The following is a 23,912-nucleotide window of genomic DNA, read 5'->3' on the forward strand; positions in this document are numbered from 1 at the left end:
ATCAGGCTCCCTTGAAGCGGTTGGAGATTTCCACCAGCTGATGCAGCTTGTTGCGCGCCGCGCCACTTTCGATCGCTTTACGGGCCTCCTCGATACCTTCTGCCAGGGTTTCCGCGCAACCCGCGACATAGATGGCTGCACCGGCATTGAGCAGCACGATGTCGCGCGCCGGGCCGGGCAGGTTGTCGAGCACGCCGAGCAGCATGTCTTTGGCCTGAGCAGCATCCCACACTTTCAGGGATGCCAGGTCGCAGGTTTCGAAGCCGAACTCGCGCGGGTTCAGGGTGTATTCGCTGATTTCTCCGTCCTTCAGCTCGCCAATCAGAGTTTCTCCCGAGAGGGTGATTTCATCCAGGCCATCGCTGCCATGCACCACCATAACGTGGCGGCTGCCGAGGCGCTGCAGCACGCGGGCCTGGATGCCGACCAGATCGGGATGGAATACGCCCATGACCTGGTTGCTTGCTCCGGCCGGGTTGGTGAGCGGGCCCAGCACGTTGAAAATCGTCCGCACCCCAAGTTCGCGCCGCACCGGCGCGGCGTACTTCATGGCGCCGTGGAAGTTGGGCGCGAACATGAAGCCGATACCGATTTCGTCGATGCATTGGCCGGCCTGTTCCGGGGTGAGGTTGAGGTTGACGCCCAGCGCTTCCAGCACGTCGGCCGAGCCGCAGGTGGAGGACACCGAGCGCCCGCCGTGCTTGGCCACGCGCGCCCCGGCCGCGGCAGCAACGAAGGCGGCAGTGGTGGAGATGTTGAAGGTGTGCGCCGCATCGCCGCCGGTGCCGCAGGTATCGACCAGATGATCGGTGTTTGTAACCGGCACCTTGGTGGCGAACTCGCGCATCACCTGCGCGGCGGCGGAAATCTCCCCGACGGTTTCCTTCTTCACCCGCAGGCCCATCAGGATGGCGGCGATCTGCGCCTGGGTTACTTCCCCGCTCATGATCTGGCGCATCAGGGACAGCATTTCGTCGTGGAAAATCTCGCGCTGCTCGATCAGCCGGACGAGCGCCTCCTTTGGCGTGATCATGCGCGCTTCTCCTTGAGGAAGTTGGCCAGCAGCTGGTGGCCATGCTCGGTCAGGATGGATTCGGGATGGAACTGCACGCCTTCCACCTGCAAGGTCTTGTGGCGCACCCCCATGATCTCGCCGTCGTCGGTCCAGGCGGTGATTTCCAGGCAGTCCGGAATGGTTTCGCGCTCGATCACCAGCGAGTGGTAGCGCGTGGCGGTGAAGGGGTTGGGCAGGCCTTGGAACACGCCCACGTCCTTGTGGTGGATCAGCGAAGTCTTGCCATGCATGAGCTGTTTGGCATGAATGATCTTGCCGCCGAATGCCTGGCCGATGCTCTGGTGCCCGAGACACACGCCCAGCAGTGGCACCTTGCCGGCGAATTCCCGGATCAGCGGAACAGAAATGCCCGCCTCGGTGGGCGAACAGGGGCCGGGAGAAATCACGATATGGTTGGGCTTGAGCGCTGCCACCTGTTCCACGGTAATTTCATCGTTGCGGTACACCCGCACGTCCTCGCCCAGCTCGCCGAAATACTGCACCAGGTTGTAGGTGAAAGAATCGTAGTTGTCCAGCATCAGAAGCATATTGTACCTATCCTGTTGATTCTTCTATGCGATGCCGGCAACTACCCGGCACCGGGAAAAACCGCATTATCGCCCGCACGCTGAAAGCACTCAAGTTCGATAATGAGACATGCCCTTCTGGATTGATACATTTGCATGCAGGGCCTGGATCAAACTTCAACATGCCGGATCAACAGGTTGCGGTACAAACCCAGCAGCTGCTGGGCCATGTTTTCCTGCGTGAGGCGGGCGACGGTTTCTCGCGCTGCCGCAGCGGCCCGTAGCCGGAACGCCTGATCCGAGAGCCGGATCAAGGCAGATGCCAGGCCCTTCTGGTCCAGGGCATCGCAGACGAACCCATTTTCCCCCTCCCGGACCAATTCTGACGCGCCGCTCTTGGTGCTGGTGATGACAGGCAGGCCACAGGCGAATGCTTCCAGGGCCGTATTGGGAAAAGGGTCGTACAAGGTGGGCAAGGCGAACGCGTCGGATGCGCCGTAAAAGGGCTTGGGGTCTGTCTGTCCGAGTGCAAAGTGCACCCTGCCCGCGAGGCCGAGGCTTTTTGCCTGACTCCGGTAGCGCTGCAAATGTTTATCCTTGCCGACGACCATCAGGTGGCTGGCGGCGGGAAGCTGCGCCATGGCCTGGAGCAGCGTGTGCAAACCCTTGCGCTCGAAACCGGAGCCGACAAAGAGAAATAGAACCGCCTCTTCCGGGATGTTGTATTGAGTGCGGACATTGCGCCGATGCTGCACTTTCAGCCCAGGGTGGAAAGCCTCCAGATCCACGCCGCTATAAATCACATGAATTTTTTCCTCCGCCAAGCCGAAATGGCGGTGGATTTCCTCTTTTACCATGAGGGAATTACAGATTACCGCCTTGAGCGCTGGACTCCGGAATAATTTCTTTTCTGCCGCGAGGGTGTAGCGATGATAAGGGTTCACGGCAACCCCCAGTTTGCCGAGCGGGCCCAGCACACGCCGGCGCTGCTGCAGCCATTCACGATGCACGCCATCTCCCGCGCGATAAACGTCGCAGCAGGCAATGCGTTCATGTGATTGCACCAGATCGAAAGCGTGTTTTTGCAGGGTGTCGCAAACGCAGCGCGCGAAGCTCCAGTCGCGCCACAGGCTGCCGAGGTAGGGCGGGTTGCAGATCAGGGATTCGCCCTCGCCGCCGCTTTCCCATTGGCGCGTGACCACGGTGAGGGAGGCGCCTTCTGCGCGCAGGGCCTGCACGGCATTGGCGACAAAGCGCTCGGCGCCGCCAAACGGGGTATAGCGCTGGCGGATCAGGGCGATTTTCATACGGGAGGGTTTGGAACAGAGCTGAGGCGTTGCGCTTGCCCAGCCCTGTCGCGTTTAGTTGACCTGCTGAATGCCCGCAATGAACCAGCTGCCGTTGGACTGGCTGGTGGATTTCTGGATGTGCCAGATTTCGTTGAAGGCTTCGGCGCTGGCGTCTTCTTCCTCGCGGATCAGGCCGGAGAAGCGCACGCTGGCGATGACTTGATCGCCTTCGGTGACGACGTCGGCCATCTCGGCGTTGAGTGTCACGACTTCGGTGTGCTGCGGCTTGGTGCCGCGTTCCTGGATCTGCAGGCTGATTTCGGCAAAAATTTCCGGCGTGGTGAATTCGCGGATGTCGTTGATGTCGCCCTTGTCGTTGGCGTCCTGCAGGCGCAGGAAGTTGGCCTTGGCCTGGCGCAGGAAGGGCTCGTCCTCGAACCATGCCGGGCGGGTGCTGGCGGCTGCGGGCGCGCTGCCACCGGCCAGAGATTGTATAGCCTGGCGTTCGTTGTGGCTGCTGTACTGCGCGCCACCTGCTGTCGCCGGGATGGGCTGCGGCGCGCTGCTGCGGCGCAGGGTGCGGAAAATGAAGAACACGGCGGCGGCGATGGCCAGCATCATCAGAATGTCCATCATCTTGATGCCGTCAAAGGCGCCGCCCATGAACAGCGAGGCCAGCAGGCCGCCAGCGGCCAGGCCGGCCAGCGGGCCGAGCCATTTGTTGCCGCCGGTTGGGGCGGTGGCAGGCGCGGCAGCCGGTGCCTTGGGCGTGGTCTGCTGGGAAACGCTTTCGCGCTGCTTGCCGAAACTCTTGCTACCGCCAAGCCGTTTGGCGCTGGCTTCGCCGGTGAGCAGGCCGAGGCTGAAAATCGCTACCAGGAACAGGGTAAGAAATTTTTTCATCGTTGTCTCTTCAGGTAAGGGAGATAAAGTGGCGCCATTCTACAGGGTTTTCACGAATACCTTGGAGCGGCGCTGGTAATTGTACAGACCCTGTTTGGCCTTGGGCAGGGTTTCCACGCCAGACTCGGTGAAGCCGCGTTCCACGAACCAGTGGGCGGTACGGGTGGTGAGCACGAAGAGCTTGCGAAAGCCTTTTCCCAGTGCCTGAACCTGCATGTATTCGAACAGCGCCTCGCCCCGTCCCGCGCCCCGGTAGTCCTTGCTGACCGCCATGCAGGCCAGCTCGGCCGCCTGCTCCTCGGGGAAAGGGTAAAGGGCGGCGCAGCCGATGATCAGGCCGTCATATTCCAGCACCGTGAAGCGGCCGATCTCCATTTCCAGCCGTTCGCGCGAGCGCCTGACCAGCGTGCCTTCGGCCTCCAGCGGCTCGATCAGGGCCAGCAGGCCGCCCACGTCATCGATGGTGGCGGGGCGCAGTGTTTCCAGCATGTCCTCGGCCACCATGGTGCCGATGCCTTCGTGGGTGAACAGTTCCTGCAGCAGGGCGCCGTCCGCGTGGCGGCTGATCAGGTGCACCCGCGCCACGCCATTGCGGCAGGCGCGAATGGCGCAGGGAAGGTAGAAATCGACATCCTCCATCAGTTCCTTGGGCCGCGCCAGGGCGGCTTCCGCTTCCTGGATGGTGAGGCCGCGCAGCAGTTCGCCGTCCTCGTCGGTGACGCCGCTGGTGTTCATGAGGAAGATCAGCTTGTCGGCATCCAGCGCGATGGCGGTGGCGGTGGCAACATCTTCCAGCGACAGGTTGAAGACCTCGCCGGTGGGCGAATAACCCAGCGGTGAGAGCAACACCATGTCGTTCTGGTCGAGGCGGCGGCGGATGCCGGTGGCGTCGATCTTGCGCACTTCGCCGGTGTGCATCAGGTCGACGCCGTTGCGCACGCCCATCGGCTTGGCGGTGACGAAATTGCCGCTGCCGACACGGATGTCGGCCCCGGCCATGGGTGAATTCGCCAGCCCCATGGAAAGCAGCGCCTCAATGTCGACGCGCACCGTGCCCGCAGCCTCCTTGACGCACTTCAATGCGGCTTCGTCGGTGACGCGCAGGCCGTTGACGTAACGGATTTTGGCGCCGCGCTCGGTCAGTTCCTCCTCGATCTGCGGCCGCGCGCCGTGCACCAGTACCAGCCGCACGCCGAGGCTGTTGAGCAGGTTGAGGTCATGCGCCAGCGCGACAAACTGGCCCTCGCTCACGACCTCGCCACCGAAGGCGATGACGAAAGTCTTGCCGCGGAATTTGTGGATATAGGGTGTAGCGGTGCGGAACCACTGCACAAAGACATCCACGAAAACTTCGGGTTTGATGAAACCTTCCTTGAGTTTGCTGATTTTCGAGGGCATCTGTGCACGGTATGAAAGTTGTCGATGCGCTGATTTTAAGCACTTTGCCTGCCGGTGCAAGCATAACCTTGTGCCAGACTCAGAAATCCCCCCACAGGGTTTGCATTGCGGCCAGTGCCGTGAGCGCTGCGGTTTCGGTGCGCAGCACGCGCGGGCCGAGGCGTACTGGCGTGAAGCCGCGGCTTTCCGCGGCGCGGATTTCGGCTGGCGAAAGGCCGCCCTCCGGCCCGATCAGCAGCGTGATGGGCGTGTTTGGCGCGGGCAATTCGCTCAGGCTGTGCTGTGCGCCGGGTGCCAGCATCAGGTGCTGTGTCTCGGGCGGCAATTCGCCCAGCCAATGGATCAGGGGCTGAATGGGGGCAACGAAGGGTACGCGGTTGCGGCCGCATTGTTCGCAGGCCGAAATCACCACCTGCTGCCAGTGCCGCACCCGCTTCTCCGCGCGCTCGCCGGACAGCTTCACCACGCAGCGTTCGCTGGCCAGCGGCTGGATGTGGGTGATACCCAGCTCCACCGCCTTTTGCAGGGTGTAGTCCATCTTGTCGCCGCCGGAAATGGCCTGGGCCAGGGTGACCGCCAGGGGAGACTCGTTTTCGCGTTCATGAAACGCCGTGGTTTTGACGGTGACGCTGTTTTTACTGATATGCGTGATGGCGGCTGCATATTCTCCCCCTTCGCCGTTGAACAGCGTGATTTCGTGGCCGGCCTCCAGGCGCAGGACCTTTGCGGCGTGATGCGCGGCATCCGGGGGCAGGTCGAGTGTCTGGCCCGGGCCAAGGCGCTGCGGACAGTAAAAACGGGAGATGGGCATGGCAATTCTCGTCAGTGAAGGCATGCTATATTAGCCAAAATTCATTGAATGAGGATGGAGGCATGGTCAGTCTGCAAACCCCGCTGTGCGATTTCGGCTGGAAAGCACCGGATTTCGATCTGCCCGGCGTGGACGGAAAACGCTATTCCCTGGCTGAAGCGCGCGGCCCGAACGGCCTGCTGGTGATGTTCATCTGCAATCACTGTCCTTACGTCAAGGCGGTGCGCGATCGTCTGGTGCGCGATTGTGCCGAGCTAAAGCTGCACGGTGTCAACAGCGTGGCGATCATGTCCAATGACCCGGCGGAATACACCGAGGACTCCTTCGACAACATGAAAAAAGTGGCGGCCGAATTTGCCTATCCCTTCCCCTATCTGCTGGACGAAACCCAGCAGGTGGCCAAGGCCTACGGCGCGGTGTGCACCCCGGATTTCTTCGGTTTCAACGCTGAACTGGAGCTGCAGTACCGCGGCCGGCTCGATGCCTCGCGCAAGGAAGCTGCGCCTCCCGATGCCCCGCGCGATCTGTTCGATGCCATGCTGCAGGTGGCCCGCACCGGCCGGGGTCCGGCGGAACAGATTCCCAGCATGGGGTGTTCGATCAAGTGGAAAACAATGTAGGGTGGGTTAGCGTAGCGTAACCCGCCAATCGACGGCGGGTTACGGCCTGCGGCCTAACCCACCCTACATGATGAAAGCTCAAAATATGCTCAACCAAGTCATCGAAGCCGTCAAAGCCGTCGCCCAAACAGAAATCATGCCGCGTTACCTCAAGGTGGCGCGCCAGCGCAAGAGCGATGGCAGCATGTTTACCGAGGCCGATATCGCGTCGCAGAACGCGCTGACGGCCGCTCTCGCGAAGATTGCCGATCACCCGGTGCTGGGCGAGGAAATGCCGTTCGAGCTGCAAAAGGAATTGTGGCAGGCGGGAGATGCAGGCCTGTGGTGCATCGACCCTATCGATGGCACTTCCAACTTCGTCAACGGCCTGCCCTATTTCGCCGTGTCCGTGGCACTGATGCGGCAGGGGCGCAGCGTGCTGGGTGTGGTATACGATCCGGTGGCGGACGAGATTTTTTATGCCGAGACGGGAAAAGGCGCTTTCCTTAACGGCATACAATTGCCGATCAAGGAATATATTCCCGACATGTGCCACTGCATGGCCGGCGTGGATTTCAAGCGTATCTCCGCAAAGCTGGCGCAACAGCTCGCCAGTGCGCCGCCCTACAGTTCACAACGAAATTTCGGCGCCAGCACGCTGGACTGGTGCTATACCGCGGCGGGTCGTTTCGACGTCTATCTGCATGGCGGGCAGAAACTGTGGGACTACGCCGCGGGTTCGCTTATTCTGGAAGAATCAGGCGGTGTCGTCAGTACGCTCAATCAGGCTGATTTCTGGACGGATGACGTGTGGCAGCGCTCAGTGGTGGCGGCGCGCAATATGGATTTGTTTCAGGCCTGGCATGCCTGGATTGTGGCCGCAAAATAAGCGTTTGTTCGCCTTGCATAAAATAATTTTAACTACTCTCTTTGAGGCAATCCCCTGCTTCGGGTAATGTTAAAACGGAGTGAAAGCTCCTGTTTCTGTGCCGTTTCTGCTTTGGATGACGGGTGAAGCGGCAATCCTGGGCAATTCTGGCCATACTTGCCCAAAAATTGCACGTGAGTAATAATCGAAACCTTTCACAAAGTTTTTTCGCAATAAAACCATTGCGACGCGGTGGTTTTGTGCTTCGGGCTTGTTAAAAGCCCGGTAAAACCATAAAGAATTTAAACAAATGAAGGATCAAACAAATGGCAACTCGTAAAGACCTCGCCAACGCTATCCGCGCTCTTTCCATGGATGCGGTGCAAGCAGCCAACTCCGGCCACCCGGGCGCGCCCATGGGCATGGCGGAAATCTCCGAAGTAGTGTGGAATCACCACCTGCGCCACAACCCGGCCAACCCCAAGTGGTTCGACCGCGATCGTTTCGTGCTGTCCAACGGCCACGGTTCGATGCTGATCTACTCCCTGCTGCACCTGACCGGCTATGACCTGCCGATCGAAGAGCTGAAGAAGTTCCGCAAGATGCACTCCAAGACCCCGGGTCACCCCGAATATGGTTACACCCCCGGCGTGGAAACCACCACCGGCCCGCTCGGCCAGGGCATCACCAACGCCGTGGGCATGGCGATGGCGGAAAAACTGCTGGCTGCCGAATTCAACAAGCCCGGCCATGAAATCGTCAACCACAACACTTATGTGTTCCTTGGCGATGGCTGCTTGATGGAAGGCATCTCCCACGAGGCCTGCGCGCTGGCCGGCACCTGGGGCCTGGGCAAGCTGACCGCATTCTGGGACGACAACGGCATCTCCATCGACGGCCATATCGAAGGCTGGTACACCGACGACACTGCCAAGCGTTTTGAGGCTTACGGCTGGCACGTGGTTCCAGGTGTGGACGGCCATGATCCGGCCGCTATCGAGGCTGCCGTGCAGGCCGCCAAGGCGGTGACCGACAAGCCCTCCCTGATCTGCTGCAAGACCGTGATCGGTAAAGGCTCCCCCAACAAGGAAGGCACCCACGACGTGCACGGCGCTGCTTTGGGCGATGCTGAAATTGCCGCTACTCGCGCCAATATCGGCTGGAACCACGGTCCTTTCGAAATTCCCAAGGATGTGTACGAAGGCTGGGATTGCCGCACCAAGGGCCAGGGCCTGGAAGCGCTGTGGAACAACAAGTTTGCCGAATACGCTGCGGTCTTCCCCAAGGAAGCCGCTGAATTCAAGCGTCGCATGGTAGGTGATCTGTCTGCCGAGTGGAAAAAACATGCTGCCGGATTCATCAAGGCCACCAATGAAAAGGCTGAAACCATCGCCACCCGCAAGGCCTCTCAGAACTGTATCAACGGCCTGGTGCCGGCGTTGCCGGAATTCGTCGGCGGTTCCGCCGACCTGACGGGTTCCAACCTGACCAATTGGACCGGCGCTCACCATGTGCACGGCAAGAAGCCCGGTAACTACATCAGCTACGGCGTACGCGAATTTGGCATGTCGCACATCATGAACGGCATGGCCCTGCACGGCGGTATCCTGCCGTTCGGCGGCACCTTCCTGATGTTTTCGGAATATGCCCGCAACGCCCTGCGCATGTCGGCCCTGATGAAGCAGCGCGTGATTTATGTCTTCACCCACGACTCCATCGGTCTGGGTGAAGACGGCCCGACCCACCAGCCGGTGGAGCAGATCGCGACCCTGCGCATGATCCCCAACATGGACGTATGGCGTCCGTGCGATACGGTGGAATCCGCCGTGTCCTGGGTGGCCGGCGTGGAAAAGAAAACCGGCCCGAGCTGCCTGATTTTCAGCCGCCAGAACCTCAACTTCCAGAAACGCGACGATGCCACCATCGCCAACATCGCCAAGGGCGGCTACGTGCTTGCCGATGCGGCCAACCCGAAAGTGGTGCTGATCGCCACAGGCTCCGAAGTGCAACTGGCCATGGACGCCAAGAAAGTGCTGGACGAGCAGGGCGTGGCAACGCGCGTGGTTTCCATGCCGTGCACCAACGTGTTTGATCGCCAGGATCAGGCATACAAGGACAGCGTGCTGCTGCCTACCGTTCACAAGGTGGCCATCGAAGCCGGCGTGACCGAAGGCTGGTACAAGTATGTTGGCCTGCGCGGCGCCGTGGTGGGCATGCACAGCTTCGGTGAATCCGCTCCGGCTCCGGAACTGTTCAAGCACTTCGGCTTCACGGTCGAGAACGTGGTCAATACCGTTAAAGGCATTATTTAACCACGGAGCACACGGAGTACACGGAGAATGCATTGCAGGCTTTTCTCCGTGGCCTCCGTGCTCTCCGTGGTTCATGATTTTTTCTAATCATCCTGAGGAGTAATAACTTATGACTATCAAAGTCGGTATCAACGGATTTGGCCGTATCGGCCGCATGGTGTTCCGCGCTGTGGCAAAAGACTTCAAAGACATCGAGATTGTCGCCATCAACGACCTGCTCGAGCCCGACTACCTGGCCTATATGCTGAAGTATGACTCGGTACATGGCCGTTTTAATGGAGAGATTTCCGTAGACGGCGGCGCCATGGTTGTTGACGGCAAGAAAATCCGCCTGACGGCTGAGCGCGACCCCGCCAACCTGAAGTGGAACGAAGTGGGTGCGGACATCGTGATCGATTGCACCGGTTTCTTCCTGACCACCGAATCCTGCGAAGCCCACATCAAGGCTGGCGCAAAGAAGGTGGTTCAGTCCGCTCCAGCCAAGGATGCCACCCCGATGTTCGTGTACGGCGTGAATCACACCAAATACGCTGGCGAGGCTATCGTTTCCGCCGCTTCCTGCACCACCAACTGCCTGGCTCCGGTCGCCAAGGTGCTGAACGACAACTGGGGCATCAAGCGCGGCCTGATGACCACGGTGCATGCTGCTACCGCCACCCAGAAAACCGTTGACGGTCCGTCCATGAAAGATTGGCGCGGTGGTCGTGGCATTCTGGAAAACATCATCCCGTCGTCCACTGGTGCCGCCAAGGCAGTGGGTGTGGTGCTGCCGGAACTGAAGGGCCTGCTGACCGGCATGGCCTTCCGCGTCCCCACCTCCGACGTGTCCGTGGTCGACCTGACCGTGGAACTGAACAAGGCTGCTTCCTACGACGACATCTGCAAGGCCATGAAAGCGGCTTCTGAAGGTGCGATGAAGGGCGTGCTGGGCTACACCACCGAGAAAGTGGTTTCTACCGACTTCGTCGGCAACAGCGCCCCCTCCACCTTCGACGCCGAAGCCGGCATCGCCCTCGACAGCACCTTCGTCAAGGTCGTGGCCTGGTACGACAACGAGTATGGTTACACCTGCAACATGATGCGTCTGGTACAACACGTCGCCAAGTAAGCCGGTGAGGCGATAGGGGTGAGGCGTGAGGCGGGCCCTCCGCTTTTTCCCCTCACGCCTTTCCCCTCACCCCTCACGAACACAGTGAGGTGTAAGGCATAGGCCCACCTATCCCTTACACCTTAATTTCTACAGGAGCTAAACCATGTCCGTAATCCGCATGACCGACCTCGACCTCAAGGGCAAGCGCGTCTTTATCCGTGCCGACCTCAATGTACCCGTCAAGGAAGGCAAAGTGACTTCCGATGCGCGCATCACGGCTTCCATGCCGACCATCGAGCATGCCATGAAGGCCGGTGCCAAAGTAATGGTGACTTCCCACCTGGGCCGCCCGACTGAAGGAGAGTGGAGCGAAGAGAACTCTCTCAAACCCGTGGCTGACGTGATGTCCGCCAAGCTGGGCAAGCCGGTACGCGTGATTCGCGACTGGGTGGATGGTGGTTTCGACGTTGCCGAAGGCGAAGTCGTGCTGCTGGAAAACTGCCGTATCAACAAGGGTGAAAAGAAAAACGTCGAAGATACCGCCAGGAAATACGCCGCCCTGTGCGACGTGTTCGTAATGGACGCTTTCGGTACAGCCCACCGCGCAGAGGCTTCTACCTACGGCGTGGCCCAGTTCGCCCCCGTGGCCTGCGCCGGCATGCTGTTGACCGAAGAGCTGGATGCGCTGACCAAAGCGCTGCTCAGCCCAGCCCGCCCGATGGTTGCCATCGTCGGCGGCTCCAAGGTTTCCACCAAGCTGACCGTGCTTGAATCCCTTTCCGAGAAAGTGGATCAGATGGTGGTTGGCGGCGGCATCGCCAATACCTTTTTGGCTGCCACCGGCAAGAATGTGGGCAAGTCACTGTGCGAAACGGACCTGATCCCCACCGCACAGGCTCTGATGAAGAAAATGACCGCGCGCGGCGCCACCATTCCGGTTGCCGTGGACGTGGTGATCGGCAAGGAAGCACCTTTTGTGGCAGGTAACGAAAATACCCCTGCAATTTTGAAGGATGCAGGTGAAGTGGCCGATGATGAAATGATTTTCGACATCGGTCCGAAATCCGCTCAGGAAATCGTCGACATCATCATGAAGGCTGGCACCGTAGTGTGGAATGGTCCGGTCGGCGTATTCGAGTTCGACCAGTTCGGTGAGGGCACCAAGGCGATCGCCATGGCCATCGCAAACACCAAGGCCTTCACCCTGGCTGGCGGCGGCGACACGATTGCCGCAATCCAGAAATACGATATCTTTGACAAGATCTCCTATATTTCCACCGCAGGCGGCGCCTTCCTCGAGTTTCTCGAAGGCAAGAAGCTGCCTGCTGTCGATATCCTCGAAAAACGCGCCCAAGCCAAGTGAGGAGATAGGAGTGAGGAGTGAGGAGCGTAGAGGGGTTTTTGCCCCTCACCCCTCACCCTTCACTCCTCACCATCAATGATACGCAGAACAAAAATTGTAGCGACCCTTGGCCCGTCATCAAATGACCCCAAGGTGCTGGACCGGTTGATTGAAGCAGGCGTGGATGTCGTCAGGCTGAACTTTTCTCACGGCACCCCAGAGGATCATATCGAACGCGCTGAAATGGTTCGCTCCCTGGCCCGTGCACGAGGCCGGGCGATTGGGGTACTGGTTGACTTGCAGGGACCGAAGATTCGTATCGGAAAATTCGAGAACGGTAAAATCACCCTCGCCAATGGCGATGCTTTCATCCTCGACGCTGACTGCCCCTTGGGAAATCAGGAGCGTGTCGGCCTGGATTACAAGGATCTGCCCAAGGACGTCAATCGTGGATCCACCCTGTTGCTGGACGATGGCCGTATCGTGATGTGGGTGGAAGAAGTGCGTGGCAACGAGATCGTGTGCCAGGTGCGGCAGGGTGGCGTGCTGTCCAACAACAAGGGCATCAACCGTCAGGGCGGCGGACTTTCCGCGGCTGCGCTGACCAGCAAGGACAAGGAAGACATCAAGACCGCGGCGGCACTCAAGGCGGATTACCTTGCTGTTTCCTTTCCCCGGAATGCGGCCGATATGGAGCTGGCACGCGAATTAATGCACGCGGCTGGCGGCAATAGCCTGCTGGTGGCAAAGATTGAACGCGCTGAAGCCATTCCGGCACTGGAAGAAATTCTCGATGCTTCCGATGCCATCATGGTGGCACGCGGCGATCTGGGCGTGGAAGTCGGTGATGCGGCCGTGCCTGCATTGCAGAAGAAAATGATTCGCATGGCGCGGGAAAAGAACAAGCTGGCGATTACTGCGACCCAGATGATGGAATCCATGATCACCAGCCCGATTCCTACGCGCGCGGAAGTCTCCGACGTGGCCAATGCGGTGATCGACGGTACCGATGCGGTCATGCTTTCGGCTGAAACTGCCGCAGGCCAGTACCCGGTGGAAGCCGTTCAGGCGATGGATCGGGTGTGCGTGGAAGCGGAAAAGGAAATCGAGATCTCGCCCGCCAGTCTGCGCCTGAAGCGCGAAACGGTTGGCCCGATAGATGAATCCATTGCCATGGCTGCGATCTACACTGCAAATCATTTGCAGGTCAAAGCCATTGCTGCCCTGACCCAGTCAGGCTCCACCACGCTGTGGATGTCGCGTATTGCCACCTCCGTGCCGATCTACGCCTTGACACCGCAGGTGGAAACCCGTAGAAAAGTGACCTTGTTCCGCGGCGTTCACCCGATCAATTTCAAGATGTTCACCCATGATCCGGAACTGCTGTTGCGTGAAGCGGAAGATGAACTGCGACGTCGTGGCGCAGTGCGCGATGGCGACACGATTTTGTTGACCATCGGCGAGCCCATCGGCAAGTCCGGTGGCACCAATACCATGAAAATCGTTACCGTTGGCGAGCATCGCAAGGCATAAGTTTCGTAAGGGGTGAGGCGAGAGGGGTGAGGCGGGAAGTCAAAGTGGCGCGGTTGTGTTTTTACGCCTCACCCCTCCCCCTAACGCCTCACCAACATATAGTTAATCAAGGAGATAAAACATGGCATTAGTATCTATGCGTCAACTGCTGGACCACGCTGCTGAAAATGGCTACGGCCTGCCGGCGTTCAACGTCAACAACCTGGAGCAGGTGCAGGCGATCATGCAGGCTGCCGATGAATGCAACAGCCCGGTGATCATGCAGGGCTCCGCAGGCGCGCGCAAATACGCCGGTGAAGCTTTCCTGCGTCACCTGATTGACGCCGCGATCGAAGCTTACCCGCACATTCCGGTGGTGATGCACCAGGATCACGGCGCTTCCCCTGCCGTATGTATCAACGCAATCCGCTCCGGTTTCTCCAGCGTGATGATGGACGGTTCCCTGATGGAAGACGGCAAGACCCCTTCCAGCTTCGAGTACAACGTGGAAGTGACGCGCAAGGTCGTGGAAATGTCCCACGCGGTCGGTGTTTCCGTTGAAGGCGAGCTGGGTTGCCTGGGTTCCCTGGAATCCGGCCACGGCGAGAAGGAAGACGGTCATGGCGCAGAAGGCGTGCTGACCCTGGACCAACTGCTGACCGACCCCAACGAAGCGGCGGAATTCGTCAAGGCTACCGGCGTGGATGCACTGGCCATCGCCATCGGCACCTCGCATGGCGCGTACAAATTCACCCGTCCGCCCACTGGCGACGTGCTGGCGATTTCCCGCATCAAGGAAATCCATGCCCGCATTCCCAACACCCACCTGGTGATGCACGGCTCCTCCTCGGTACCGCAGGAATGGCTCAAGATCATCAACGAATTCGGCGGCACCATGCCCCAGACCTACGGCGTGCCGGTCGAGGAAATCGTTGAAGGCATCAAGCACGGCGTGCGCAAGGTGAACATCGACACCGACCTGCGCATGGCTTCCACCGGCGCGATCCGCAAGTACCTGGCCGAGAACACCAAGGATTTCGATCCGCGCAAGTTCTACGCCGTGGCAACCAAGGCGATGAAGGAAATCTGCAAGGCACGTTTCGAAGCCTTCGGCTCCGCCGGCAATGCCGACAAGATCAAGCCGATCATGCTCGACAGGGTTGCGACCATGTACAGCAAGGGCGAACTGAAAGCAGTCGTCAAGTAAGGCCCTCGGCGGTCTCCCGTTTTGCAAGGGAGACGGCAGGATGCAGAAAAGGCGGATTCAGGTCCGCCTTTTTTGTTGTCCGGACGCTTTGCCGCCTTTTTAAGCAGGACAAAACGGTATAAAATTACCGCCTTCCAAAAACTGCATGACACCATGAAAATCGGGCCGCACCAGCTCAGGAACAATCTTATTGTCGCCCCAATGGCAGGCGTGACGGACCGCCCTTTCCGCCAGCTGTGCAAGCTGATGGGTGCGGGCATGGCGGTATCCGAGATGGTGACCAGCAATTCCCTGCTTTATGGCAGCGAAAAAACCAGGCGGCGCGCGAATCATGAGGGCGAGGTCGAGCCGGTCTCGGTGCAGATCGCCGGAGCAGACCCGGCCATGCTGGCTGAAGCGGCAAGATATAACGCCGATCAGGGTGCCCAGATCATCGACATCAACATGGGCTGCCCGGCAAAAAAAATCTGCAATGTCATGGCTGGCTCGGCACTGTTGCAGGATGAAGCGCTGGTGGCGCGCATCCTCGGTAGCGTGGTGCAAGCGGTGAATATCCCGGTGACGCTGAAAATACGCACCGGCTGGAATATGGATAACCGCAATGCGATCAACATCGCCAGAATTGCCGAAGATTCAGGCATTCAGGCGCTGGCCATTCATGGCCGCACGCGCGCCTGCGGTTACAGTGGTGAAGCGGAATACGACACCATTGCCGCCGTCAAGACGCATATCCGTATCCCGGTGATCGCCAATGGCGACATCACAACGCCGGAAAAAGCCCGCCATGTCCTCGAACATACCGGTGCCGATGCCATTATGATCGGTCGCGCGGCGATGGGCAGGCCGTGGATTTTTCGCGAGATCGAGTATTTTTTGCAGACCGGCGGGCATCTCCCCCCGCCGGAGGTGGCTGAAATTCACCGTGTTCTGACCGGCCATCTGCATGACCTGTATCAGTTTTATGGCGATTACACCGGCCTGCGCATGGCGCGCAAGCATATTTCCTGGTACACCAGGGGCCTGACGGGTTCGGCGCATTTCCGGCATGCCATGAACCAGTTGCAGAGCGTGGCCGAACAGTTGGCCGCCGTGGAGCATTTCTTCACGGAACTGAGCACACATTCAACCTACCTGACCTACCACGGCGAAAATCTGGCTGCGGCCTGATCTGTTCGCTACAAAAAGGCAAAGCAGCATGATTAACGATAATGAAATTGCAATCTGTGTTCGCAAAGCCATGACACAGTATTTTGCCGATCTCGATGGAGAAACTCCCTGTGCGGTCTATGAGATGGTGGTTGGGTGCGTCGAGAAGCCATTGCTGGAAGTGATTCTGCATCAGGCGGAAGGCAACCAGACGCGCGCAGCCGAAATGCTCGGCATCAACCGCAATACGCTACGCAAGAAAATGCAGCTGCATGGCATCAAATAAGTAATCCATTCGCCACAACGGTGTCTGGCATGCCGGAACGTGGTTGACTTGAATCCCGGGCAGCGCCCTTTTAGTAAACTAGGTAGTGATAATGACAACGATCAGACGTGCCCTCATAAGTGTTTCGGATAAAACCGGGCTGGTGGAATTTGCCCGAACCCTGCAGCAATTCGGCGTGGAAATTCTTTCAACTGGCGGGACAGCCAGCCTGCTGCAGCAGGCTGGCCTCCCGGTGATTGAAGTCGGCGATTACACCGGCTTTCCGGAAATGCTCGATGGGCGGGTCAAGACCCTGCATCCCAAGGTGCATGGCGGCATTCTGGGGCGCCGCGACCTGCCCGCGCATGTCGCGGCAATGGAGGCCGCTGGCATCCCGCCGATCGATCTGGTGGTGGTCAATCTGTATCCTTTTGCTTCAACCATTGCAAAGGCGGATTGCACTCTCGATGATGCCATCGAGAATATTGATATCGGCGGCCCCACCATGGTACGCGCGGCAGCCAAGAACTATGCGCATGTCGCCGTGGTGACCGACCCCGCTGATTACGCCGCGGTGGTGAAGGAAATGACCGCCGCACAGGGCGCCATTGGTCAGGATGTACGCTTTGACCTGGCGAAGAAGGCCTTCTCCCATACCGCCGAATACGACGGCATGATCAGCAACTACCTCACCGCACTCGATGGCCAGGGGCAGCGCCTGTTGTTTCCGCAAAAATTCAACCTGCAATTCAGCAAGGCGCAGGACTGCCGCTATGGCGAAAATCCCCACCAGCAGGGCGCTTTTTATAAAGCCCTGAGCGAAAGCGGTGACGCCTCCATTGCCAGTTCGCGTCAGTTGCAGGGCAAGGAATTGTCCTACAACAATATCGCCGATGCGGACGCCGCGCTGGAATGCGTCAAGCAATTCAGCGAAGCGCCTGCCTGCGTGATCGTGAAGCACGCCAATCCGTGTGGCGTGGCTTATGGCAGCTCCCTGCTGGACGCCTATGAACGCGCCTACCAGACCGATCCGGAATCCGCCTTCGGCGGCATCATCGCCTTCAATGGCGAGCTCGATGCCGAAACCGCCCGCGTTATCGTCGAACGCCAGTTTGTTGAGGTCATCATCGCCCCCAGCGTGTCTGCCGCTGCGGTGGAAGTGGTCGCCGCCAAGAAAAACGTGCGCCTCCTCGAATGCGGTCAATGGGCGGCGCAACCGGCAAAACGCCTTGATTACAAGCGCGTCACCGGCGGTCTGCTGGTACAGGAAGCCGACCTCCTGCTGCACAATGAACTGCGTGTCGTCAGCCAGCGCCAGCCCAGTCCAGAGGAAATGGCGGATCTGCTTTTCGCCTGGCAAGTGGCCAAATACGTCAAATCCAATGCGATTGTGTATGGCAAGGGCAAAATGACCATAGGCGTTGGCGCCGGCCAGATGAGCCGCATCAATTCGGCACGCATCGCGGCCATCAAGGCTGAACATGCGGGTCTTGAAGTGCGCGGCTCGGTAATGGCATCCGATGCCTTTTTCCCCTTCCGCGATGGTATCGATCAGGCCGCCCAGGTGGGCATTGCAGCGGTAATCCAGCCCGGCGGGTCGATGCGCGACGAGGAAGTGATTGCGGCCGCCAACGAACATGGCATGGCGATGGTATTCACCGGCATGCGGCATTTCAGACATTAAATCAGCTATCAGCCGTCAGCCGTCAGTTTTTGCTGATAGCTGATAGCTGACAGCTCTAAACTGAGCGCTAAAAAATGAAAGTTCTGGTCATAGGCGGCGGCGGGCGCGAGCATGCGCTGGCCTGGAAACTGGCGCAGTCGCCGCGTATTCACAAGGTATTCGTCGCCCCCGGCAATGCCGGTACAGCGCTGGAGCCGGATCTGGATAATGTTGCGATCACCGCCGTGGCGGATCTGGTGGCTTTCGCACAAACAGAAAAAATAGCGCTCACCGTGGTCGGGCCGGAAGCACCGCTGGCCGAAGGGGTCGTGGATGCTTTTCGCGCTGCTGGCCTGAAAATTTTTGGCCCGACAAAACAGGCCGCCCAGCTTGAAAGCTCGAAGGATTACGCCAAGGCCTTCATGGCGCGCCACGGCATTCCCACCGCGGCCTATGCCACCTTCAGCGATGCCGCACAGGCGCACGCCTACCTGGAGCAGCAGGGTGCGCCTATCGTGGTCAAGGCAGATGGACTGGCTGCGGGCAAGGGCGTGGTTGTCGCAACCACTCTCGAAGAAGCGCACGCGGCCGTCGACATGATGCTGGAAGGAAACAAACTCGGCTCGGCTGGTTCACGCGTGGTGATCGAAGAATTCCTCGTTGGCGAAGAGGCCAGCTTCATCGTCATGGTGGATGGCGAACATGTGCTGGCACTGGCTACCAGCCAGGACCACAAACGGCTGCAGGATGGCGATCAGGGCCCCAACACGGGTGGTATGGGCGCTTATTCTCCCGCCCCAGTAGTGACGCCGGAAATTCATGCCCGGGTGATGCGCGAGATCATTTTGCCCACCGTCAGCGGCATGGCCAGGGACGGTATTCCCTATACCGGCTTTCTGTATGCCGGTTTGATGATAAATGCACAGGGGCAGGTCAAGACCCTGGAATTCAACTGCCGCATGGGTGACCCGGAAACCCAGCCGATCATGATGCGACTCAAGAGCGATCTGGTGACGCTGGCGGAGCACGCCGTCAATGGCACGCTCGACAAGGCCGAAGCCGAATGGGACCGGCGCGTGGCGCTGGGCGTGGTGCTGGCTGCCGCAGGCTACCCTGACAGCCCACGCAAGGGCGATGTCATTACCGGATTGCCGGCGCCCGAAGCCGATGCGCATGTATTCCACGCGGGAACGGCTCTTGTGGACAAAAATGTGGTTGTCAGCGGCGGACGCGTGCTGTGTGCAACCGCGCTGGGTGACAGCGTACGCATGGCCCAGACACGCGCTTACCAGGTTGCCGATCAGATTCACTTCGACGGCTGCCAGATGCGCCGTGATATCGGTTACCGCGCCGTGGACAAGAAGACCCGCTGAAGGGTTGCCCATGCCTTCCGCTGCCACGGCGGTACTGACCGCCGCCCGTGTACGCAAACTTCGCGCCCACCTCAGGCAGGGCGGCGTGATCGCCTATCCCACCGAATCCTGTTATGGACTGGGTTGTGACCCGCGCAACCGGCGCGCGGTGATGAAGATTTTGCGCCTCAAGGGACGCCCCCAGCGCAAGGGACTGATTCTGATCGGCGCGGATTTCAGCCAGCTTCAAACTTATGTCGCCCCCCTTGATGACGCACAGTGGCAGCAAATTGCGCCCAGCTGGCCCGGCCCGGTGACGTGGCTGCTCCCGGCAGCCCGCCGCACACCCGTCTGGCTGCGCGGCGGGCACCGCAGCATCGCCGTGCGTGTCACCGCACATTCCCTGGCTGCTCACCTGTGCCGGGTGCTCGGCATGGCACTGGTTTCGACCAGCGCCAACCGCAGCGGCAAGCGCCCGGCACGCAGTTACAAGGAATGCGTGCGCCTGTTCGGCGACTCGGTTCTCACGCTCCCTGGCCGGATCGGCCGGCGCAAGCGCCCCTCCACCATCCGGGACTTGCTGACCGGGAATGCGGTCAGGGTATAAACCGCAAAAACTCGATTCACCCGCGGTTCAAAAGCGTTCCAGCGTAAAGAAAACGAAAATCGGCGCCACCGTTTCGCACCACTGTCACCATGCTGTAATATTCCCGTCATATTATCGCCGCAGCTCAATCTTTAAGGATACAGGCATGGCTGCAAACATTCTCGTGGTGGAAGACGAACCGGCAATTCAGGAACTACTCTCCTTCAACCTGCAACAGGCGGGACACCATACCCTCAATGCAACGAGTGCGGAACAGGCATTTGGCATGCTGCGCGAAACGCTACCCGACCTGATCCTGCTCGACTGGATGCTGCCCGGCGTCAGCGGAATCGAGTTTGCGCGCCGCCTCAAGGCGGATACCTATACCAAGACCATTCCCATTATCATGCTTACAGCACGGGGCGAGGAACAGGACAAGATCGCGGGTTTCGACACCGGCGCCGATGATTACATCACCAAGCCCTTTTCGCCGCGTGAGCTGATGGCGCGGATCAAGGCGGTGCTGCGCCGCCGGGCGCCGCAAATGACCGATGATCCGGTGGAAACCGGGGGGCTGCGCCTGGACCCCACCAGCCATCGCGTGACCGCGGCCGGCAAGCCGGTGGAACTGGGGCCCACCGAATTCCGCCTGCTGCACTTCCTCATGACCCACACCGAGCGCGTGCATTCACGCAGCCAGTTGCTGGATCAGGTATGGGGCAACCAGGTATTTGTGGAGGACCGCACTGTGGATGTGCATATCCGGCGTCTGCGGCGGGCTCTCGAAGACACCGGCCACGAGCATCTGATTCAGACCGTGCGTGGTTCGGGCTACCGTTTCTCGGAACATGAGTGAGTCTGGACAGATGCTGAATCCGGAGGGTGGCTGAATGTCCGGCCTGTGGGGACGTCTGCTCTGGCCGCCTGTTGCCGCGGCGCTTGTGGCCTTGATCATGTGGCCACTATTCGGGCTGGTGAGCGCGCTGCTGCTGTTCGGCGGAGTCATCTCGCTGTTGTGGCTACGCAATGCCCTGGGCCTCGGCGCCCTGATTCGCTGGTTGCAGGCACCGCCGGGCGCGGAAGTGCCGGAAGCTTCCGGCGTGTGGGATGAGGTATTCAGCGTACTTTACCAGTCGGGCCGCATGCGTTCGACCCATCAGCATGAACTGAGTGCGGTTCTCGAACGCTTCCAGCGTGCGGCAGAAGCCATGCCGGATGGCATTATCATGGTCAATCAAGTGGGCCAGATCGAATGGTGCAACCCGGCTGCGGAAAAGCAGTTTGACATCAGCAACCAGCGCGACCAGGGCCAGCGTCTCGGCTATCTGGTTCGCCAGACACCGTTCACCGAATATCTGGTGGCGAATAATTATGCGGAACCCCTGGTGATGAAATCGGCGCGCAATCCCGATCTCACCCTCTCCATCCAGCTTATTCCCTTTGGCGACCGGCAAAAACTGCTGCTCAGCCGCGATGTGACCCAGCTGGAGCGAGTGGAAACCATGCGGCGTGACTTCATTGCCAATGTGTCGCATGAATTGCGTACGCCACTGACTGTGGTTGGCGGTTTTCTTGAAGGATTTGCCGAGGCCGTGCAGATCAACATGGAGCAGAGCCGCCGCCACTTTCAACTGATGCTGGACCAGACCCGCCGCATGCAGGGGCTGGTGGATGATCTGCTGACCTTGTCACGCCTCGAAAGCAATCAGGAAAAAATCACCGAGGAAATGGTCGATATCAGAAACCTGATCGAGACCTTGTACAAGGAGGCCATCTCCCTGAGTGCCGGGCATCACAGACTCAATCTGGAAATCGATACAGAAGCAAAACTGACCGGAAACGAGCGTGAACTGCGCAGTGCTTTCAGTAATCTTGTCAGCAATGCGGTGCGCTACACCCCGGATGGAGGGGAAATCACCCTGCGCTGGAGCATGAACAGCCAGGAAGCGCGATTCTGCGTGCAGGATAGCGGGATCGGCATCGAACCCCAATTTATCAGCCGCCTCACCGAGCGTTTTTACCGCGTGGATCGCGGGCGTTCACGGGAAACGGGGGGCACCGGCCTGGGGCTGTCGATCGTCAAACACATCCTGACTCGCCACCAGGGGCACCTGGAAGTCGAGAGCATATCCGGCAAGGGGAGCACTTTCTGCGCCTGTTTCCCGGCCGGTCGGGTTGTTGGTCAGTCGGAAGGGGTGAGGGGTGAGGGGTGAGGGGGAAAATCAAAAGCATGCACCGAACCCGGTTTTACGCCTCACCCCTCACCTCTCCCGCCTCACCCAATTAAAGCATCGGTTCGATGGTGAAGGAGACGCGCTCGAAATTGGCGCCTTTTTCCAGCAGCGCGGTGAGTTTCACTGTTTCGGTCATGCTGGTGTAAATCTGCACGCGCTTGCCTGGCTGGTACCAGCCAATGGGCAGCACCAGACTGCCGGGTTCATGAAGTTCAGGCACAGCGGAAAGCTGAAATGCCGGGGAAAAAAGCCCCATGTCGGCTGGGTTCAAGCTTACCTGTCTGGCAGCCATTGGCATGGGTAAACCCGGCAGCACGCGGGTGCCGACGCTCAGGCCGCCCGCATCATTGTCCACAACCAGCCAGCGCACCACGGCCAGACTGAAAGGCGCACTGTCACTGCTGCGCAGCGCAACCAGCTGATTCTGGCTGACGCGTTCGCCCGCGCTGCCGCGCGTGAGGCGGAAACCGGCGTCACTCTGGTCGAGGGCGTCCCAGTTTTCCAGGGTAAATCCCAGGCGTGAAAAGAGCAGTTTCTCGGTGCGCTGGGTGACACGGCCGAACATGCGCATGTCTTCCATGATTTCAGGCGCGACATCGAGGGTTTCTCCCGGCTGCTTGAAAGGCGAGGCATTGCCGAGGAAAAAATATATGGCGGGGAAGGTAAAACACAATTGCACGCTGTTCCCGCTGCTGTTGCGTGGCGAAACGCGTGCCGGCGGCACTTCGCACCAGCGTTTGTAAAGTGCGGCAAGCAGCGTTTCGCAAGCCGGCTGAACGCACTCGTCACCCAGGCCAATTTCAGCCGGGTTGCCGCCACCTTTCAGGAACTTGATACGTTTCCTGATGGACAGGGCGAGCCGTTCGGTATCCACAAAACGCTGCTCGCCTGCTATTTTTCCGCTAAAAATCACTGGGCCGCTCTCTCCGTCCAGATCCACGCTCACCAGGGGCAGTGCCGGGGTCGGAGGCTGATCCTTGACCACGCTGGCGCGGGCAGACCAGCGGTCGAGCCAGCGGTCGAGCTGGAGAATCTGGCGTGATGTCAGCTGCTGCAGGCCGGCCTGTTCCAGTAGCAGCGCCTTGGCGTAAGATGCCTCGCACGAGTTGGTGCCATCTTCGTGGTTCAGGGCGTCCTTGATGCGTTTAGCAGCCACCCCGCATGCTTCGGCATGGCGGTACAAAAGATGCATCTGGCGCCACATGGATGCCGGCACGAGCCGGTAGGCATGGCCGAAACCCAGTATCTGTGAGGTGATGCAACTCATGGCGCGCTGTGTGATCAGGGCGGTAAAAGGAATCACTTCGGTGTCGTTGTTATGCGCTGCTTGCAGGCACTGCAGGTAATTCCTGCAAAAATCGAGCCACAGTGTTTGTATGTTGTTCCAGGCGGCCTGTTCCAGTGAAGAGAAGGGCACGGACCTGTTGTAATATTTTTTACCCAGCTCGCTTGCCAGATAAGCCACCGTCTCACGCAACTGCTCCAGGATCTTCAGGCGTTCAAGGGCCGACAGGGGAAAGTGGCCGAGCAATTCCAGCTGTTGCCGGAGTTCTTCATGAAGCGCCTGGATATTGGTAAGCGGCAGGGTTTTCAGCCATTTTCTGCAAGCACTTGCATCGCTGAATTCCGGATGGGGCGCATTGGCCTGGATGGCCGGGAGGTCGAAATTGAAGTTAATCATGAAGGTTCCTTCAGGTAAGAGCAGTGAGCTGACAGTTCACTGCTCACCGCTTACGGCTTACGGCTTACTGCTC

General features: G+C 59.5%; 21 protein-coding genes. 14 read left to right on the plus strand and 7 right to left on the minus strand.

Features of this window, described 5'->3' with window-relative positions; translation table 11 throughout:
- Nucleotide 1: 1 nt before the first annotated feature.
- The 6 genes from trpD to WC392_03275 all read right to left on the minus strand — a co-directional run bounded on the left by trpD (nt 2) and on the right by WC392_03275 (nt 5,982).
- Entirely contained in the window at nt 2-1,033 is a 1,032-nt protein-coding gene (gene trpD, locus WC392_03250) for an anthranilate phosphoribosyltransferase (GenBank protein MFA5241374.1), read from the minus strand.
- A complete protein-coding gene (locus WC392_03255) occupies nt 1,030-1,602 on the minus strand; it encodes an aminodeoxychorismate/anthranilate synthase component II (protein ID MFA5241375.1) in 573 nt (190 codons plus the stop codon). Before WC392_03255 ends, trpD begins: the two co-directional genes overlap by 4 nt.
- 149 nt (nt 1,603-1,751) lie before the next feature.
- Nucleotides 1,752-2,888: a glycosyltransferase family 4 protein gene (locus WC392_03260; protein MFA5241376.1), complete on the minus strand. Its 1,137-nt coding sequence runs from the start codon at nt 2,886-2,888 to the stop codon at nt 1,752-1,754.
- Nucleotides 2,889-2,942: 54 nt separating this feature from the next.
- Nucleotides 2,943-3,773 (minus strand): Tim44-like domain-containing protein, encoded by an 831-nt coding sequence (locus WC392_03265; GenBank protein MFA5241377.1) that lies wholly within the window; start codon nt 3,771-3,773, stop codon nt 2,943-2,945.
- Between the two features lie 39 nt (nt 3,774-3,812).
- The gene (gene argA / locus WC392_03270) at nt 3,813-5,171 is read right to left on the minus strand and encodes an amino-acid N-acetyltransferase (GenBank protein MFA5241378.1); all 1,359 of its coding nucleotides are present in this window, start codon (nt 5,169-5,171) and stop codon (nt 3,813-3,815) included.
- Between the two features lie 79 nt (nt 5,172-5,250).
- Complete coding sequence (locus WC392_03275) at nt 5,251-5,982, minus strand: 16S rRNA (uracil(1498)-N(3))-methyltransferase (GenBank protein MFA5241379.1); 732 nt, start codon at nt 5,980-5,982, stop codon at nt 5,251-5,253.
- Between the two features lie 62 nt (nt 5,983-6,044).
- Here WC392_03275 and WC392_03280 point away from each other — a divergent pair, with 62 nt between their 5' ends.
- From WC392_03280 to phoR, 14 genes are all read left to right on the plus strand, one after another.
- Entirely contained in the window at nt 6,045-6,602 is a 558-nt protein-coding gene (locus tag WC392_03280) for a thioredoxin family protein (protein MFA5241380.1), read from the plus strand.
- An 85-nt stretch (nt 6,603-6,687) separates the two neighbouring features.
- On the plus strand, nt 6,688-7,470 hold the full coding sequence (locus WC392_03285; GenBank protein MFA5241381.1) for an inositol monophosphatase family protein: 783 nt from the start codon (nt 6,688-6,690) through the stop codon (nt 7,468-7,470).
- A 305-nt stretch (nt 7,471-7,775) separates the two neighbouring features.
- The gene (tkt, locus tag WC392_03290; protein MFA5241382.1) at nt 7,776-9,761 is read left to right on the plus strand and encodes a transketolase; all 1,986 of its coding nucleotides are present in this window, start codon (nt 7,776-7,778) and stop codon (nt 9,759-9,761) included.
- A gap of 109 nt (nt 9,762-9,870) precedes the next feature.
- Nucleotides 9,871-10,869 (plus strand): type I glyceraldehyde-3-phosphate dehydrogenase, encoded by a 999-nt coding sequence (gene gap / locus WC392_03295; GenBank protein MFA5241383.1) that lies wholly within the window; start codon nt 9,871-9,873, stop codon nt 10,867-10,869.
- A 145-nt stretch (nt 10,870-11,014) separates the two neighbouring features.
- Nucleotides 11,015-12,214 carry a phosphoglycerate kinase gene (locus WC392_03300; protein ID MFA5241384.1) on the plus strand — a complete coding sequence of 400 codons (1,200 nt, stop codon included), beginning with the start codon at nt 11,015-11,017 and terminating at the stop codon, nt 12,212-12,214.
- A gap of 75 nt (nt 12,215-12,289) precedes the next feature.
- Nucleotides 12,290-13,726 carry a pyruvate kinase gene (gene pyk, locus WC392_03305; protein ID MFA5241385.1) on the plus strand — a complete coding sequence of 479 codons (1,437 nt, stop codon included), beginning with the start codon at nt 12,290-12,292 and terminating at the stop codon, nt 13,724-13,726.
- 121 nt (nt 13,727-13,847) lie between these two features.
- Nucleotides 13,848-14,912: a class II fructose-bisphosphate aldolase gene (gene fba / locus WC392_03310; protein MFA5241386.1), complete on the plus strand. Its 1,065-nt coding sequence runs from the start codon at nt 13,848-13,850 to the stop codon at nt 14,910-14,912.
- A 153-nt stretch (nt 14,913-15,065) separates the two neighbouring features.
- Nucleotides 15,066-16,079 (plus strand): tRNA dihydrouridine synthase DusB, encoded by a 1,014-nt coding sequence (gene dusB, locus WC392_03315; GenBank protein ID MFA5241387.1) that lies wholly within the window; start codon nt 15,066-15,068, stop codon nt 16,077-16,079.
- Nucleotides 16,080-16,107: 28 nt separating this feature from the next.
- On the plus strand, nt 16,108-16,344 hold the full coding sequence (locus tag WC392_03320) for a Fis family transcriptional regulator (protein MFA5241388.1): 237 nt from the start codon (nt 16,108-16,110) through the stop codon (nt 16,342-16,344).
- 91 nt (nt 16,345-16,435) lie between these two features.
- On the plus strand, nt 16,436-18,007 hold the full coding sequence (gene purH, locus WC392_03325; GenBank protein MFA5241389.1) for a bifunctional phosphoribosylaminoimidazolecarboxamide formyltransferase/IMP cyclohydrolase: 1,572 nt from the start codon (nt 16,436-16,438) through the stop codon (nt 18,005-18,007).
- A gap of 74 nt (nt 18,008-18,081) precedes the next feature.
- A complete protein-coding gene (gene purD / locus WC392_03330; protein ID MFA5241390.1) occupies nt 18,082-19,359 on the plus strand; it encodes a phosphoribosylamine--glycine ligase in 1,278 nt (425 codons plus the stop codon).
- A 10-nt stretch (nt 19,360-19,369) separates the two neighbouring features.
- Complete coding sequence (locus WC392_03335) at nt 19,370-19,945, plus strand: Sua5/YciO/YrdC/YwlC family protein (GenBank protein MFA5241391.1); 576 nt, start codon at nt 19,370-19,372, stop codon at nt 19,943-19,945.
- A 145-nt stretch (nt 19,946-20,090) separates the two neighbouring features.
- Nucleotides 20,091-20,780, plus strand: coding sequence for a phosphate regulon transcriptional regulator PhoB (gene phoB, locus WC392_03340; protein MFA5241392.1), 690 nt, complete (start codon nt 20,091-20,093; stop codon nt 20,778-20,780).
- A gap of 34 nt (nt 20,781-20,814) precedes the next feature.
- Nucleotides 20,815-22,137 (plus strand): phosphate regulon sensor histidine kinase PhoR, encoded by a 1,323-nt coding sequence (gene phoR, locus WC392_03345; GenBank protein MFA5241393.1) that lies wholly within the window; start codon nt 20,815-20,817, stop codon nt 22,135-22,137.
- 70 nt (nt 22,138-22,207) lie between these two features.
- Here phoR and WC392_03350 read toward each other — a convergent pair whose 3' ends face one another.
- Nucleotides 22,208-23,839, minus strand: a complete 1,632-nt coding sequence (locus WC392_03350) for a hypothetical protein (protein MFA5241394.1) — start codon at nt 23,837-23,839, stop codon at nt 22,208-22,210.
- Nucleotides 23,840-23,912: the final 73 nt, after the last annotated feature.

Origin of the sequence: Sulfuricella sp. (assembly GCA_041651995.1) — a bacterium.
Taxonomy (GTDB): Bacteria; Pseudomonadota; Gammaproteobacteria; order Burkholderiales; family Sulfuricellaceae; genus Sulfurimicrobium.